Origin of the sequence: Dyella sp., assembly GCF_036568765.1 — a bacterium.
Taxonomy (GTDB): domain Bacteria; phylum Pseudomonadota; class Gammaproteobacteria; order Xanthomonadales; family Rhodanobacteraceae; genus GSA-30.
The window spans coordinates 1-14,702 of sequence record NZ_DATCRY010000322.1 but is presented as its reverse complement, the minus strand read 5'-3'; the positions used below and the strand labels follow the sequence as shown (position 1 = coordinate 14,702).

Sequence of the window (14,702 nt, the reverse complement as noted above, 5' to 3'; positions counted from 1 at the left end):
GTGTACCTCGCTTGGCGCGAAGCGGAAGGTACGTGGTCGCCGGAGGTGCTGGATTTCCGTCCGCCGCAACGTGCCTTGCAGGTGCGCACACCTTTGGTGTCGCGCGTTCGGCGGCAGACCTCGAGCAAGCCCTTCTGGTTCGCTGCGGCGGTCGCCGCAGCCGCCATCGTGTTGTCGACAGGGTATTGGTATCGCCATCATTTTGTGCCTGAAACTCGCGTACGCGGCCTTATCGGCAGTCTGGCCGGCGCACCGGTGGACTACGATGTCGTCTACGGCAGCGACGGCCGCCTTTATGCTTTCGCCGATAAAGCCATAGGCGTTGCCTGGGGGCGACGTGCCAGCGAGCGCCTGCATCGCCGCGACGATGTCTTTCTGGAACGCACACAAGAGGCCACTCGACTGGGGCAGCGGCTGACCGCTGCAGGTCTGGACTACGTAGTGATTCGCCTGAGCGATCCAGGTGCGCCGGAAGTCGTGCTTGGGGGCGACCTGATCGTTACCGAATCGGTCAAACGTCGCGTCAATGAAATACTCGGCGAGGCGGCTCCCTACGCACGATCGATCAAAGTGGAAAGCATTGGCGATGCACGCTTGATCGCTATTGCTCGCGATCGCTTGCGCCTGATGGGTATCTCTACGCGCGTAGATATGACCGGTGCGCGTTCCAGCATCTCCAATGATGTGTTCCTCGACGATGCCGCATTGCACGCCATGAGTCGCTATGCCGATGAGTTCGGCAACTACTGGGGCAGGCGGCGCGTAGCGATCAATATCCGGTTATGGGACGACCTGCTGAAGGGGCGATCCTATCAGTATTCCCCCGGCCAGTTGCTCTCGGTAGGTGAGGGTCGTTGGGATGCCTTGCGCGCCGTCCCGAAAGGCGCGCCGTAGTAAACAGAAATCTTACAAGGACATCATTATGTCACTATTCGCAAATCCTATGATTGCAGACGACCCGCCGCTGTTCGATGGTGGCGAGCAGACCTACGGCAATTGGAACGGTTGGTTGACCGTCCATGCTCGCGGATTCAATCAAGGTGTCAGCGACTTAAAGGGCGAGCTCGCCAAGGCGTTGGAAGTGTTGCATGGAAATCCCGCCGATCCCGAGGCGTTGGTGAAATATCAGTCCGCCTTGCAAGAATACAATATGTATCGCATGGCGCAGTCCAACTCTTCCAAGAATCTGGCGGATTTGGTCAAGGGTAACGTTCGCAACTTGACTTGATGCTCACCCATGGCACTGGAAGCGCTACCAGGCAAAGGGTCGGTAGCGCGAACCATCGCGGAGAAAGGAATCTCATATGCAAGTCTCAATGATTGCCGCCCCCGGTATGAACGACGGCATGGAAAGCCCAATGTCGCTCGATGCACGCTTCACCGCCGCATTGGCGCGCGAGTATGTCGATGCCGGAGCAACGCGTGGCGCCATCGAAGCGGCAAGCACGAATGTCGAGGTGGTGACCAATCCGGAGCAATTGTTCCGCCTGCAGGTCTTACTCCAAGAATACTCCAAGCAGATGTCCATCACCGCTGCCTTGGCCAAGCATGCGACCGATGGCATCAAGAATCTCTTGAGCTCCTGATCGCCATGCGATACCCCATTCGTTGTGTGGGTCGTGGTCTCGCATGGCTGGCATGCTGCATGTTGTTGGTTGCTTGCACGCAGTCCCCTCTGTTGGAAAGGTTGGATGAGCGCCAGGCCAATGAAGTCGTTGCTGTGTTACTGCGTCATAACATTCCTGCCGAGAAGCATAACCTTGGCAAGAGTGGGTTCGTGGTGCGTGTCGCTTCGTCGGATTTGCCCGAGGCCATCGAGCTGGTGCAGCGAGAAGATCTGCCTTCGGCATCGCGCTTGCAGGTATCCCAGGCGTTTCCTGCCGACGCCATGGTCAATACACCGACCAGTGAGCGCGCACGCCTTTTGTCGGCAATCGAGCAACGCCTGGAGGAATCGTTGGCGGTCATCGAAGGCGTCAAGACCGCGCGTGTGCATGTGAGCTATGACGCCACTGCATCGTCGAGCCGCCTGCAACCGCGTGAGCCAGCCATGCACGTCGCAGCGGTGGTGGTCCATGAAGCTGGCGTGGATACGCAGGTGCTGTTGCAGTCAGTCAAGCGCTTCCTGCGTAATGCCTTCGTGCAAGTGGATTACGACAACGTATCGGTGATCCTTTCTGAAGCCGCGCCGCCGCGACGGTTGAATGCCACGCAGGCCGATCGCCAAGTAGCTTCCGATGTCTGGCTTTGGCTAGGCGTTGCGCTGCTTGTTCTCGGTCTCTTGGTCGGCATCGCCGTTGTCTACTGGCGAAAAGCCGCCAGCGCGGCCGCCAAGGAACGCTGGCGCGGACGCTGGGCGCGTGCGACCCGTTCGAAAGCGAAAGAGGCATCGGCACATGCTGATTGATCCGGCCATCCGGGTCATGTATGACCCAGTCGGCTACTATCGCCCTTGGCGTCGCAGCCTGCCACATCTAAGCGCGCAACAGCGTGTTGCCTTGAACGCGCATCTGCTTACCCGCCACGCGTTGCCTTTTGGCGAAAAGGCGATAGGTGCCCTGCTAGGCACGCATGCCCGGCGTATCCTGGAGCGTTGGCATGCTTTGCCAGACGCCGCCTATCTGGTCGCCTGTGCGAAATGGCGAGCCCATCTCGCTGCCGACCGGCAGTTCATGCGTTTGCCCGCGCTTGTTCATGGGTTTCTCGCCTTGGGTTTCAGTGAAGCCACGCCATTGGCGGAAGACATGGACAGAGACAAGGATGCCTGGGTGGCGCGTGGCGGTGCGTATCTCATGGAGGGCCTGCCCACGCTGCTTCCAGCCTGGATGTCAGCACGCTTGCCCTTGTTGTTTGCGCGTTCTCATGGCGAGCCATTGCCCGCATCCGGACATGGCGATTTTGATTTTACGTGTTTTTGGAGCGCGCTGACTTACGCCGCGAATCATCGCGAATTATGTCATTGACGACAATCTATCAAATTCTGTGGGAGCGGCTGCAGTCGCGAACATATGGCACATTGCCTGGCAGTTCGTGGCTGAAGCTGCTTCTACGAGCTAAGTACCTCTTCATTCCTGGAGTGTCCGCTTCATGTTGCGAGCCATCGCAAGTACCGCAGCCAGCTACGCCGTCGAGGGTGTCATTCCGGCTTCTGCCATAGCGAGCGCATCCCGTGCCGAGCAACTGGAGCACATCGCGCGCAAGCGTGCGGACACTTTACTGAAGACGGCGAAAGAGCAGGCGCAAGACATAACACGGCACGCCATGGCGCAAGGCTACGCACATGGCTACGCCGATGCCATGGCGGCATTCATCCCGCAAGCCATGGATCTGCTCAGTCAGGAGCGTGCACTGGTGGATGCGGCGGTGGCGCGCCTGCGCATTCTTGTCCAGGAGACATTCGGTCAGGTAGGCATGGAGGCGGCGCTTATAGCGCACTGTTGCGCCATGTCTGCGGAAGCCCCGACGGAGCGTGCCTTGCTTCGACTGCCGCGCGGACGCGACGATCTATTGGCCGCCTTGACCGAACTGCCATCTATGCGGTGTGTCGAGCTGCGCCTGGACGATGTCGTGCACCCTCTGCTCGAACTCGGCAAACTGGTTTTCGAATTCGACCCGGAACGCGAGTTACTTAAGGAAGCAGAGCCGCTGCTACGGAATCGTGCATTGAAGGAAAGTCTCGCCCGTACTGCCGACGCCTACGTCGAGCACGTTTGCAAGGCTGCACTCGAGGGCGAACGACGTAGCCGCTTCAAATCCATAGGAGAATATCGGTGAATTTATTGCCCGTAGAAGCGTTGTCGTCGTCGAAGTCTTTCAACCGCTCGGAAGAGCGCATTGTCCCGCTGTCGGAACGCGTGAGCGTGGAAGGGAAGAAACCGATCGATCACTCGAAGCCTGTCCCGGTTAAAGAGATCATGGAAGACGCGATCTTCAAGTTCGTCATGCTCGATTTCAGTGAGCGCATGTTATTCGGCGACCCGGAAGACGAGCCGCTGGATTTTTCGATCTGAGCACCGCAGCGGGGAGCGCACGTGTCTACTATCGGGTCCAGCCCGTTCTCTGGTAGTTCGCCGATTGCTATCGGCATATGCGGTACCCGTGCCCATGGGTATGGTCTGCCGTACTTGATTGCGATCTGGAACGTAGGGATGCGTGGTGCCTGCGACGAGCTCATGGATGAAGAGCCGGAAACTCAGGCTACGCCGCCTTATGTCGAGAGCTGTCCGATGGAACTTCGACGGCCCGTGATCTGGACGGCCCCGGTCAGCGAGGCGGTCGATCGGCCCGCAGTCCAGCTGTCAAAGCCGGCACCCGATGAAAATATGAGGTCTGTCAGGCAGCTTGTCTACGCATTCGTGCGTATCAAGTCGAAGGGGAACTTGGCAAAAAAACATCGGGAGGACATCGAGGTGTTGCTTCTGCACTGGGAATGAAGGGATGCTTTGCTGTCGGTTGTGCCGCGACTGGGCTCAACTCATCGAGCCGCATGGCTCACCCGCCAAACGACTTGCCCGCCATCGTCGCTCACCAGTAGCGAACCGTCGGCGGCTACCGTGACACCGACAGGTCGCCCCCAGGCCTGTCCATTGGGCAACACAAAGCCGGTAAGGAAATCCTGATATTCGCCACTGGCTCGCGAACCGCCATGGCGCGGTACACGTATTACCTCATAACCGACTCGTGCCGATCGGTTCCATGAGCCATGCTCGGCAGCAAAGATATCGCCGCGATAGTCGGCAGGAAACTGCTCGCCGTCGTAGAAGGTCAATTGCAACGAAGCATTGTGCGGGTTAAGCAGGACATCGGGCACGATGGCCTTGCTTGCCAGTTCCGGGTGTTTGCCGGCATGCCGCGGATCCTGGTGTGCGCCGATGTACCACCACGGCCAGCCGTAGAAGCCGCCTTCCTGTACGTGAGTAATGTAGTCGGGCACCAGATTGTCGCCCAGCCCGTCGCGCTCGTTGGTCGAGCACCACAGCTCGCCGCTCTTGGGATCCACTGCCAGGCCGACCGGGTTGCGAATGCCCGAGGCGAAGACCTGCTCGTCCGAACCGTCGGGACGGAACACCAGGATATTGGCGCGATGCTTTTCGCCCGGCGTGGTGTCCGGATCGTCCACGTTCGATGCCGAGCCTACCGATACGTACATGCGCTTGCCGTCGAGTGAAAAGCGCACATCGCGGGTGGAGTGACCGCCATGGCTATGTGGCAGGTCAGCGATGTGTTCGGGCTTGCCGCGCGCCTGTACGTCACCGTTCCGGTAGGGAATGCGCACGACCTCGTCGGTATTTCCGACATAGATCCATTGCGGATTGGGCCCCGCGGGATAGAAGGCGATGCCGAACGGTTCGTTGAGGCCGGTGGCGAAGACGTGCATTTCCTTCACATGCCCGTCTGGCGTGCTGCCGCGCAAGATGCGCAACTGGCCCGCATGCGTTTCGGCAACGAATACATCGCCGTTGGGTGCGGTACGTATCAAGCGTGGGTTGTGCAATCCGGTCGCGAATAGTTCGACTTTGAAGCCCGGAGGCGCCTTGGGCCAGGCATCGGCAGGGCGCGCGACGACCTGCGGGGCATTGCCTGCCGAGGGCGTCGCGAACGGTACCGGTAGATCGGCAGGGGTGATCTTGCGTGTCTTGCCAGGCGCTTCGTAACGGAAATCGGTGAAGGGTGGCATCGGTGCCGGCCAGTCGCCCGCGGTGGGTGCGGCGGCCTGCGCGGCGCCGACAGTAGCGGCACCGGCCTCGGACGACTGCAGATAGGCCACCAGTTGCCAGCGCTGTATGTCCGGGAGAGCGCTCCAGGCCGGCATGCCGTTATTGATGCTTCCGTGTGTGATAAACCAGAACAAGGCGCCGGCCGGAGCCTGCTTGACGCGTGCCGTGGTCAGGGCAGGCACATTGCCGTTGCCCTGGGCAGACGCGCCGTGGCAGCCGGCGCAATCGGCGGCAAACAGCGCGCGGCCGGCATCGATGGCGGCACGCTGTCCGGCGTAAGGGTTCTTCGCCGCGGCATCCGCAGCGGGGGCATCTTGTAGATTGGCCGCATTTTGCGCGAACGCACCAAGGGGCATCGTGGCAAGCAGCATGACCAGAGCCATGCCTGATGCAAACGGTCGATTCGGACAGGTCGATTTCATAAGCATGGCTCCCCACCAAGCATGGCGACTCGCCAAGGTAGTCCCAGCTCTCTACGGGTTCAAATGAATCTTTTGATACGATTGGTTTCTCTCTCCCGGAACGTGGCGTCCGTCGCATGCGGCTCGTCGATATATCGTATTCCGACGCCAAGCCGCTCGGCGAACCGTTGCCGCGCGAGTTCTTTGCTGCCGATGCGGCCGTGCTGGCACCACGCTTGCTCAATAAGCTGCTCGTAACCGCAGACGGCCGCGCCGGGCGCATCGTCGAAGTGGAGGCGTATGAAGGAGCCCGCGATGCGGCTGCACACACGTTTCGCGGGCGCACGTCGCGCAATGCGGTGATGTTCGGCGAGCCGGCACACCTTTATGTGTATTTCTCCTACGGCATGCACTGGTGCGTCAACATCGTCTGTGCCCCTGAGGGCGTGGGCTCGGCAGTGCTGCTGCGTGCCCTGGAGCCTGTGGCCGGCCTGGCGGCGATGCGCCAGGCGCGCGGGCCGCGCGTGATCGATCGTGACCTGTGTCGTGGCCCCGGCCGGCTGACCCAGGCCCTGGGCATCGCTGGCGCCGATTCGGGCCAGGATTTGCTGGCACCGGCGGCACGCATTCAATTGCTCGATGACGGTAAGCCGCCACCCCGGCGCAATCGCGGCTTGCCACGCATCGGTATTACGCGTGCGGTGGAGCTGCCGTGGCGCTGGGTTGTCCCAGACAATCCCTATGTTTCGCGAGGGCCAGGCAGGTCGGCGTAGCATCGTGCGTTCCATGTGAGCTTTCAAATCCGGCGACGTATGAGGGAGCCAGATCGCACGGTCCTTCCTTGGCTATGCCGACGGAAAGGTCGTACAGTGGATTACCGGGCATCTGGTGCCGTTTTGCGTTCCTGGTAGAAGCTGTCGGCCATGCTGCTCATTTTTTTCAAAGCGTTCTTTTCAACAATTCCATATTCATTTGCTACAGCTAAGTAATCGTTGCACGTCTTAAGGGAAGAAAGCAGTTTCTCGCCCATAAGTGCTGTTTCGCTAACGCTGACAAGAGATTCTTTGTCGTTCAGGCCATGGCGTTCCAGCGTGTTTGCGACGTTCGCGCCATTCAGTACGGCCGGGCTGACATATTTTTTGATGACGGTGTTGCGGATTTCTTCCTTGCCCGTGTGCGTCAATCCGTACTGATCGGCTAAAGCGCCCCAGCGCTTGATGTCATGCGATGCCTCCAGCCCTTCGATGTGATTCCAGATCTTGCCGATGGCGCCGCTTTCCCAATCTTTAAGCTCCGACCGGTTGCGGTTCAGGCCGGCTTCGTAGATGCCAGCAAGGCCATTTCGTTGTTCTTCCGGAATTTTTTCACATGCACTCCTGAAGCGATCGTAGCCGTCAAAAGTCCTTTCATCCGGTAGATGGAGGATGGTATAGCCCAGGTTTTTTAGTGGACCACTGCGCAATTCTGGGGCGAGCTTATCGATGCTGTCAGCCAGGGTGTTGAACTGTTCGATAGTCAGCGGGCTGTAATAACTCGACCGGCTTGCTCGAGTTAGTAGCGCAGCATACAGATTATCGAACTTCGACCTCTCGTTCTCGGGGAGTTGGTCGAGAGCGCGCGAATCGTTCGCAATGGAAAACACACGGTCGCTACGCAGTATTTCGGCGGCACGAACCATATGCTCAAGTGGCTCGCGCCGGTATTCAGGACTGAGCTTCACCGTGGCATTGAGGCATTTTCGGAAATCGTGTTCCTCCGCGATGCCGTCATACATCCATAATGCGCACCGGGATGCTATGTACTGTGCTTCCCCACTCTGTACCTGATGCTCCGTGCGCAGGGGCGGTACATAGGGATCGGCCTTGTAATTATGAGCTTTGACAAATCCTTTCTCTAGACTATCTGAGGTGGCTAATGGCGTGTATTGAGCATTGGTGGACTTCGCGCCGCGGTTAGCAGCAAAAGACTCCTTGGGGACGTTGAAGAGGCTTTTGAAAGCTTTAGCGATGCCGGTGCCAGCCTTCTGCACGGCATGAACAACCGCGGAGCCAAGTGTCATTACACTCGATACGCCACTGACGTGAGGCATGGATGAGATCCTAGGTGGGGAGAGGATGTTCCATGCTATGAACAAGGGTGCTGAAGTGCTTTCAGATTTCGGCCAAGCGTTCGGCGAGCGCACAGACTGCAGAGGTGAGCAGGGATAGCCTGTGCAGGAAGTCAGGCGGACACCCGGGGCGATCTCCTCTACCATCGTTGTGGCCCTATCCTAAGGACGCTCATGTTCCTTCGTGCACTTGCGCTTATGTCGTACCTGTCGCTCTGCATACCGGTTTATGCCGCTGAGCGTCCTGTCGAGATTCCGCTGACGATGTATCTCGGGGCCGTGCCTTCCTTGAAGATAGATATCGGCGGCAAGCCGACAACATTCCTGCTCGATACCGCTGGCGGGCTGACGGTGGTGATGCCGGACACGGCCAAGGCGCTCGGGTGCCAGCCGTGGGGGCAGATGACCGGTTTTCGCATGCGCGGCGATCGCCTCGACTTGCCCCGTTGCGACAACGTGTCTTTGTCCGCGCAGGGAATAGGCTTGCGGGTGGAGTCGGCCGGGGTGTGGGATTTCACCCATCTGCTGCCCAAGGACGCGCCGCCGCTCACCGGATCGGTGCCACTCGATGCCTTCGCCGACCGAGCCATTACCCTCGATCTTGCTGGCGGCAAGTTGATCGTCGAGACGCCACGTAGCTTGGCCGAGCGGACTAAGACGGCCCGCGAAGTGCCGATGCGGATCGGGCGCGAAGTCGGCGGGCGGTCGCTCACGCCTTTTGTCGCGATCGATACGTCAAAGGCTCGTTTATGGATGGAGCTCGATTGCGGCAGCGATGGCTATGTCATCGTCAATCGCCCGGTCGCGGCGGCGCTCGGGCTCGACCCGTCCGCCAAGGGCAAGCAGCCGCTGACGGCAAGCCTGGGCGGTGGCATGCCACTGAAAGCCGATGCGCAGATCATGGACCTGGCGATCGACGGCAATATCGGTGCGCCGATCCTCAAGCGCTGGGTGATTACCATGGATCTGGCGCATCAACGGTTGTGGCTGGCGCCTGCCAAGGGCGCATCGGGGCATGCCTGAGTGCCAAATCAGGACTGAGCCAGCGCGTAGATGTCGTTCGATTCGAGTACTGTCTTGGGTGCGCCGTGTCGCGCGGCAGCCAGCATGGCGCGGCCGACCAGCTCGGTACTGAGCATGCGTGGCGACACCGCACGCAGGAGCGGAAAGAACGGGCGCATGATGCTGTAGAACGTCTGGTACCAGCCTGTTTTCGAGCGCACGCCGTGCATAGGCTGGATGATGCCGGGACGAAACAGATATACCGCCTTGAACGGTAGCTGCTGCAGCGCGTTTTCGGTGCGCCCTTTAACCCGTGCCCACATGCTGCGTCCCTGCTCGGTGCTGTCGGTGCCCGCGCCGGAGACATAGATGAAGGTCATGTTCGGATTGTGAGCGGCCAGTGTTTGCGCCGCCGCCAGGGTCAGGTCGTAGGTCAGATGAGAATAAGCAGCCTCATCAAGCCCGGCCGCGGAAACCCCCAGACAAAAAAAGCAGGCGTCGTAGCCGCTCAGTTGCGCCTCGACATCGCGATAGTCGAACAGGTCGGGGCATACCAGATCTTTGAGTTTGGCATGCCGGTTTGCCATTGGCGCGCGGCCGATCGCGAGCACTTCATCGACGTCGCCAGCGAGCAGGCATTCGCGCAGCACGCCCTGGCCGACCATGCCGCTGCCGCCGAACAGAATGACTTTCATAGGGGATCGATGTCCGGTGGTGGGCATCGCAAGGGGTGGCAAACCCCTCTCGCGAGTATGTCGCGATGCTCGATGCCGGGCCGTCCGTGACCGAGGAAAGGTCGCATGGATGTCGTCGACTAAGTCGATCGGCATCCATGCGCCTTTGGTTCAAGCCGTCAGGAGCGTGATGCTCAGCCCCGACGAGCAGTCTTGCGAGCTGCCTTCTTTACGGCGCGCTTGGCAGTCCGCTTTCTGGCAGTGGTCTTCTTGGCAGTGGACCTCTTTGTTGCTTTCCGGGCCGTTTTCTTGGCTGCCGGACGCTTGCTCGCGGTCTTGCGGGTTGCTTTGCGAGCTGTCTTTCTTGCTGTCTTTCTTGCGGTTTTCTTTGCTGCTTTACGTGCGGTTTTACGCACGGTTTTCTTTGCAGCAGCCTTCCTCACGGTTTTCCTGACTGCCTTCTTCGCGGCCTTTTTCGCCGTGGATTTACGTGCCGCCTTTTTCGCGGCTCTCTTTGCAGTAGCTTTCTTTGCCGTGGCCATGGTTATCCCCATGTCGATGAGCCTTCGCTGCACCGTGCAGCGGTTGGCGTGTCGGATAATGCCATTCGTTTACTTGACAAGCTAGTATTATTGTTAACAAGTTAACCTCCATTAATCGTTTGCATATCGTCGGCGTTGCCGCCAAGGGCGATCGGAAGAGGTCTCGGAATGAAGTTTCTGATGATGATCTACAGTGACGACAGCCTGCTCGACGCACTGCCGGATGGAGAATTCGACACCCTGATGCGCGGCTGTCTGCAGCATGCCGATGAGCTGCGAGCGGAGGGTTGTCTGCTCGATTCGCAGCAGCTGGAGGCACCTGTGCGCTCTAAATCTCTGCGTGTGCGCGGCGACAAACTCTCGGTGCTGGATGGCCCGTTTGCCGAAACCAAGGAGTACCTGGCAGGCTTCAATCTGATCGAGGCCGATAGCCTGGACGAGGCGGTGAAGATCGCGTCGAGCTTTCCCTGGGCGCGCACAGGCTGCATTGAAGTACGCCCCGTACGCGATGTGGCCAAGGTCAGGGAGCGTGTTGGCGCATGAGGCTTGTCGCCGCGTCGCAGCGGTTCGGTCCACGATGGCGTGCAGGGTAAGGTTGTGGGTACGGCGCTCGTCCCCTCGCCTCAACCCGCCTCCGGTTTTGCCGGGGAGGAGGGTTGGGCAGAGGCGAAGAGGTCTCAGTCCATAGAAACATCGGAGGGCGCGACAACATTCGGTGCGGTTGGATCGTAGCCACGCCAAAGCCCGAATTCGGCCTGCAACACTGTCGCCCGCAGCGGCTTGGTCAGTACGCCGTCCATGCCGCAATCCATGCAGGCCATCTTGTGCGCCGGATGACGATGGGACGATACCGCCAGGATCGGCGTGTGACGTCCCGGTTGTTGATCGCGTATACGCTGGGTCAGTGCATAGCCGTTCGTATCGGGAAGGTTGCAATCGAGCAAGATCAGATCGAACACTCGATCGCGCAGAATTTCCAGCGCTTGACCGCCGCGGGCCGCCGCCGTGACACGATACCCGAGACTGCTCAGTAGCCCTTCGATGGCAACCGATGTGGATCGGTGTCCTTCGATCAGTAACACCGAGGTGTCGTACCCTGGGTTGCTCACGCCGATCAAGGGGACCGCCTCGACCAGCACGGGCAGGGTGTCATCGGCTTCGTCCGGCAAGTTGCCATTCGTCGATGAGAGTTCGTGGCCCGACGACGCAGCCAACAGGGGGCGATCGGGGTATGGCTCTCGCTCACGGCACATAAAGAGCCTGCTGGCCGACCATGCCAATGCCGCGACGACAAGATACTCGAGCGCGGTGCTTATCCAAGGTAGCAAGGGATGGGTCAGCAAGGACGCGATAAAGGGCGTGGCGATATGACCGGTCATAAGCATTCCCCTCCGGTTGAACAGCCGGGCGTGGCTGGCCCGGCGTGCGGGCGCGGGAAGAACCCGTACCTGGGCGGTTTCTGCGCTGCGGCGAAAAATTCGGTTCTATCGGCAAAGGCACCAACCTCCCATGTCAGGCCCATCGTTGGTTCTAAAGTATCGACAACCTGTCCGAGGAAGTAACTAAAATCGATCCGAAAAAGCAATCGTCCATTCGGGTCAGCGATTAGGACTTGTACTATGATCGTGATGCCTTTTCGGCAAAACGGGCTTGCGGTTAATGTGAAATTGGCCCAGCTCCGTTAAGCTCCGCGACGTCCAAGTGAATGTGTCACTGGAATGTTTCAAAGGAGTCTTAAGGGTTGAGCACGGCAGGCCATGCCGGCGGCCGGTATGAAAGACGATGGCAGTCAGGCCGTCCTTTGTCCCGGTTCAATAGCAGTCCAGGGACGGGCTGATTCAAGTTGTTCAACGTGCTGTATGCCGTGCGTGGCTCGTCATGCGCGGTGCCGGACATGCCGGTACAGAGGAAACACCATGTCAAGCTCGCTTATTTCGCCGTTGCGCTTGATGCTTCTGGACGACCACGAGGTGGTGCGTCGCGGCCTGGAGGCGTTGCTCGCCCAAGAGCCTTATTTCGAGGTCGTCGGCAGCTTCACGACGAGCCAGGAACTGTTTGCGGCATTGCAAAACGATCGGGTCGACGTGCTTGTCGTCGACTATTCGCTCGGACCTAGCGAGGTCGATGGGCTGAACCTTATTCGCGCGCTGCGTGTCCGATTTTCCGCCGCGAAGGTGCTGGTGGTTTCGGCGCACTACAACGCAGCCACCGTGGCATTGGCGATGCGGGCCGGTGCCAAGGGTTTCGTCGGCAAGGCGCAGGGCTACAAGGAGCTGGCCGCGGCCATCCGTGCGGTAGGGGTCGGCAAGACCTACCTGAGCCAGGATATGGCTCACGAAATCGCCGAGGAGAAAGACAAGCCGGCACCGGCGATCGAAGTGACCGGCGAGCGAGCATTGACCGACGACATCAAGCTCTCGCCACGCGAACGCGAGGTGTTGCGCTGTTATCTGGATGGCATGTCGGTCAGTCAGATCGCGACAAAGTTCTCGCGCAGCATCACCACCATCAGTGCGCAGAAGAGCGCGGCATTTCGCAAGCTGGGCATCCGTACCGATAGCGAGCTATTCAAGATTCGCCATTTGCTGGAAAGCAAATGAACTGGCGGACATCGGCGTGGCTGCGGCTAGGTTGGGTGGCGCTATTGGTTTTTCCCTGCCTTGCCATAGCGGCGGATCCGGACTTCACCTCCGCCGAACGGCAGTGGATCAAGGACCATCCCGTCGTGCGGTTTGCTTCGGACAGCCGTATCGTTCCCCTGGAGTACCTGGAAAATGGCCGCTATGCCGGCCTGGTGTCGGGTTATCTCGAGGCGATATCGCGTGTTTCAGGTCTGAAGTTCGAACGCGTTGCGACGGAGAGCTGGACGGAGTCGGAGCAGGCCGTGCTGGATGGTCGGGCGGACATGCTCCCGAATGCTGTCCCTCTGCGGGTCGATCGGCCGGCGCGCGAACGGTTGCTGTTTACCGCACCGTATTTCTCATCGCCCACCCTGGTGATTACCCAGGCCAACAAGCCGGTGATCCTCAACCTGCACGAGCTGGATGGCAAGAAGGTCGCCATACGGGGCGGGGGCATCAATCAGTATGAGCTTCGCGGCCGTTTTCCCAACGTCGAGCTCGTCGATTTTCCCGGGGCCCGCGACGTATTGGAATCGACGCTGCGCGGCGATGTCTACGCGGCGATCGGTAGCGATGTGGTGTACATGCCCTTGCTGCGCCGCCGCTACGTCGGCCGTCTGAGCGTATCGGGCGTGGCCAACGACATGCCGCTCACGGCGTCGATGGCCGTGCGCAAGGAAGAGCCGCTGCTGTTCTCGATCGTATCCAAATCGCTCGAGGCGCTTTCAGCGCGCGAGACCGATGTGATCTACGAGCGCTGGGCCGAGGCCGCCGACTATGGCAAGCCAAGCGTGGCCTCCCTGATCATCTACCGTAAGACGGAACTGACGTTGCTGGCGGCTGCTATCGCGCTATTAGCGCTATTTGCCTGGTGGGCCCAAGTAGAGCGGCGCCGGGCCCAGGTGAGCGAGCTGGCCAAATCGCGCTTCCTGGCGGTGATGAGTCATGAAATACGCACTCCCATGAACGCCGTGCTGGCATCGATCGAGATGCTGCAACCGGCCTTGCACGATCCGCACAATCGCAAGCTTGCGCAGACTGCGGTGACGGCGGCCGAATCGCTGCTCGGCTTGCTCGACGATGTCCTGGATTTGTCCAAACTCGACGCGCATCAGCTCGATCTGGAGTCGATGCCGACCGATATCGAGCGGCTGGCGCGCGAAACGACCGACATCGCTCGGGTCAAGGCGCGCGAGAAGGCATTGTCTATTCGTGTGAGCGTAGACAATCCGCGTGCGCTGGGTGCGATGGTGGACCCGACGCGGGTTCGCCAGATCTTGATGAACCTGCTGGGCAACGCGATCAAGTTCACGCACGAAGGACAGATCGAACTCGTCGTACGTCTCGAAGCGTTGACTGGCGACAAGGGCCGACTGCATATAAGCGTGAGCGATACGGGCATCGGTATCGCGCCCTCGCAACAGGCGCGCTTGTTCGAGGCGTATACGCAGGCCGATTCGAGTACGACGCGTCGTTACGGCGGTACAGGGTTGGGCTTGACCATCTGCCGCGAGCTGGTCGAGCAGATGGGCGGCTCGATCTGGCTCGATAGCAAGGAGGGCGAGGGCACGACCGTTGCCTTCGAACTGCCCGTGAGCCTGACCGCGATACCGTTGCAGAAGGAGGCTGGGCCCGCCG

Annotated in this window: 18 protein-coding genes; 14 read left to right on the top strand and 4 right to left on the bottom strand. The window is 59.9% G+C overall.

Annotated elements, in window-relative coordinates; translation table 11 throughout:
- The 8 genes from VIM98_RS20315 to VIM98_RS20280 all read left to right on the top strand — a co-directional run.
- Positions 1–894 (top strand): PrgH/EprH family type III secretion apparatus protein (locus VIM98_RS20315; protein ID WP_331994924.1); only part of this gene is annotated, 894 nt, incomplete at its 5' end.
- Positions 895–922: 28 nt separating this feature from the next.
- A complete protein-coding gene (locus VIM98_RS20310) occupies positions 923–1,228 on the top strand; it encodes an EscF/YscF/HrpA family type III secretion system needle major subunit (RefSeq protein ID WP_331994923.1) in 306 nt (101 codons plus the stop codon).
- 76 nt (positions 1,229–1,304) lie between these two features.
- Positions 1,305–1,586 (top strand): type III secretion system inner rod subunit SctI, encoded by a 282-nt coding sequence (gene sctI, locus VIM98_RS20305; protein WP_331994922.1) that lies wholly within the window; start codon positions 1,305–1,307, stop codon positions 1,584–1,586.
- Positions 1,587–1,591: 5 nt separating this feature from the next.
- Positions 1,592–2,407 carry a type III secretion system inner membrane ring lipoprotein SctJ gene (sctJ, locus tag VIM98_RS20300; protein WP_331994921.1) on the top strand — a complete coding sequence of 272 codons (816 nt, stop codon included), beginning with the start codon at positions 1,592–1,594 and terminating at the stop codon, positions 2,405–2,407.
- Positions 2,397–2,963: a hypothetical protein gene (locus tag VIM98_RS20295; protein ID WP_331994920.1), complete on the top strand. Its 567-nt coding sequence runs from the start codon at positions 2,397–2,399 to the stop codon at positions 2,961–2,963. The genes sctJ and VIM98_RS20295 overlap by 11 nt, the downstream gene beginning before the upstream one ends.
- Positions 2,964–3,087: 124 nt before the next feature.
- Entirely contained in the window at positions 3,088–3,774 is a 687-nt protein-coding gene (locus tag VIM98_RS20290; protein ID WP_331994919.1) for a hypothetical protein, read from the top strand.
- A complete protein-coding gene (locus VIM98_RS20285; protein WP_331994918.1) occupies positions 3,771–4,010 on the top strand; it encodes a hypothetical protein in 240 nt (79 codons plus the stop codon). The genes VIM98_RS20290 and VIM98_RS20285 overlap by 4 nt, the downstream gene beginning before the upstream one ends.
- Before the next feature lie 21 nt (positions 4,011–4,031).
- Positions 4,032–4,433 (top strand): hypothetical protein, encoded by a 402-nt coding sequence (locus VIM98_RS20280; RefSeq protein WP_331994917.1) that lies wholly within the window; start codon positions 4,032–4,034, stop codon positions 4,431–4,433.
- A 41-nt stretch (positions 4,434–4,474) separates the two neighbouring features.
- Here VIM98_RS20280 and VIM98_RS20275 read toward each other — a convergent pair whose 3' ends face one another.
- Positions 4,475–6,139 carry a PQQ-dependent sugar dehydrogenase gene (locus tag VIM98_RS20275; RefSeq protein WP_331994916.1) on the bottom strand — a complete coding sequence of 555 codons (1,665 nt, stop codon included), beginning with the start codon at positions 6,137–6,139 and terminating at the stop codon, positions 4,475–4,477.
- Positions 6,140–6,255: 116 nt separating this feature from the next.
- Here VIM98_RS20275 and VIM98_RS20270 point away from each other — a divergent pair, with 116 nt between their 5' ends.
- Positions 6,256–6,891, top strand: a complete 636-nt coding sequence (locus tag VIM98_RS20270; protein ID WP_331994915.1) for a DNA-3-methyladenine glycosylase — start codon at positions 6,256–6,258, stop codon at positions 6,889–6,891.
- Positions 6,892–6,992: 101 nt separating this feature from the next.
- Here VIM98_RS20270 and VIM98_RS20265 read toward each other — a convergent pair whose 3' ends face one another.
- The gene (locus VIM98_RS20265) at positions 6,993–8,207 is read right to left on the bottom strand and encodes a hypothetical protein (protein ID WP_331994914.1); all 1,215 of its coding nucleotides are present in this window, start codon (positions 8,205–8,207) and stop codon (positions 6,993–6,995) included.
- A 192-nt stretch (positions 8,208–8,399) separates the two neighbouring features.
- Here VIM98_RS20265 and VIM98_RS20260 point away from each other — a divergent pair, with 192 nt between their 5' ends.
- Positions 8,400–9,248 (top strand): hypothetical protein, encoded by an 849-nt coding sequence (locus VIM98_RS20260; protein WP_331994913.1) that lies wholly within the window; start codon positions 8,400–8,402, stop codon positions 9,246–9,248.
- Between the two features lie 8 nt (positions 9,249–9,256).
- On the opposite strand, the gene VIM98_RS20255 is transcribed toward VIM98_RS20260, so the two are convergent.
- Positions 9,257–9,922 carry an epimerase gene (locus VIM98_RS20255; RefSeq protein WP_331994912.1) on the bottom strand — a complete coding sequence of 222 codons (666 nt, stop codon included), beginning with the start codon at positions 9,920–9,922 and terminating at the stop codon, positions 9,257–9,259.
- A gap of 192 nt (positions 9,923–10,114) precedes the next feature.
- On the opposite strand from VIM98_RS20255, the gene VIM98_RS20250 reads away from it, so the two are divergent.
- Entirely contained in the window at positions 10,115–10,528 is a 414-nt protein-coding gene (locus tag VIM98_RS20250; protein ID WP_331994911.1) for a hypothetical protein, read from the top strand.
- An 83-nt stretch (positions 10,529–10,611) separates the two neighbouring features.
- Positions 10,612–10,986 (top strand): YciI family protein, encoded by a 375-nt coding sequence (locus VIM98_RS20245; RefSeq protein ID WP_331994910.1) that lies wholly within the window; start codon positions 10,612–10,614, stop codon positions 10,984–10,986.
- 134 nt (positions 10,987–11,120) lie between these two features.
- Here VIM98_RS20245 and VIM98_RS20240 read toward each other — a convergent pair whose 3' ends face one another.
- The gene (locus VIM98_RS20240; RefSeq protein ID WP_331994909.1) at positions 11,121–11,822 is read right to left on the bottom strand and encodes a response regulator; all 702 of its coding nucleotides are present in this window, start codon (positions 11,820–11,822) and stop codon (positions 11,121–11,123) included.
- A gap of 537 nt (positions 11,823–12,359) precedes the next feature.
- Between VIM98_RS20240 and VIM98_RS20235 the strand changes: the two genes are divergently transcribed.
- Complete coding sequence (locus VIM98_RS20235; protein ID WP_331994908.1) at positions 12,360–13,043, top strand: response regulator transcription factor; 684 nt, start codon at positions 12,360–12,362, stop codon at positions 13,041–13,043.
- On the top strand, positions 13,040–14,702 hold a 1,663-nt coding region (locus VIM98_RS20230; RefSeq protein WP_331994907.1), incomplete at its 3' end, for an ATP-binding protein. The genes VIM98_RS20235 and VIM98_RS20230, both read left to right, overlap by 4 nt.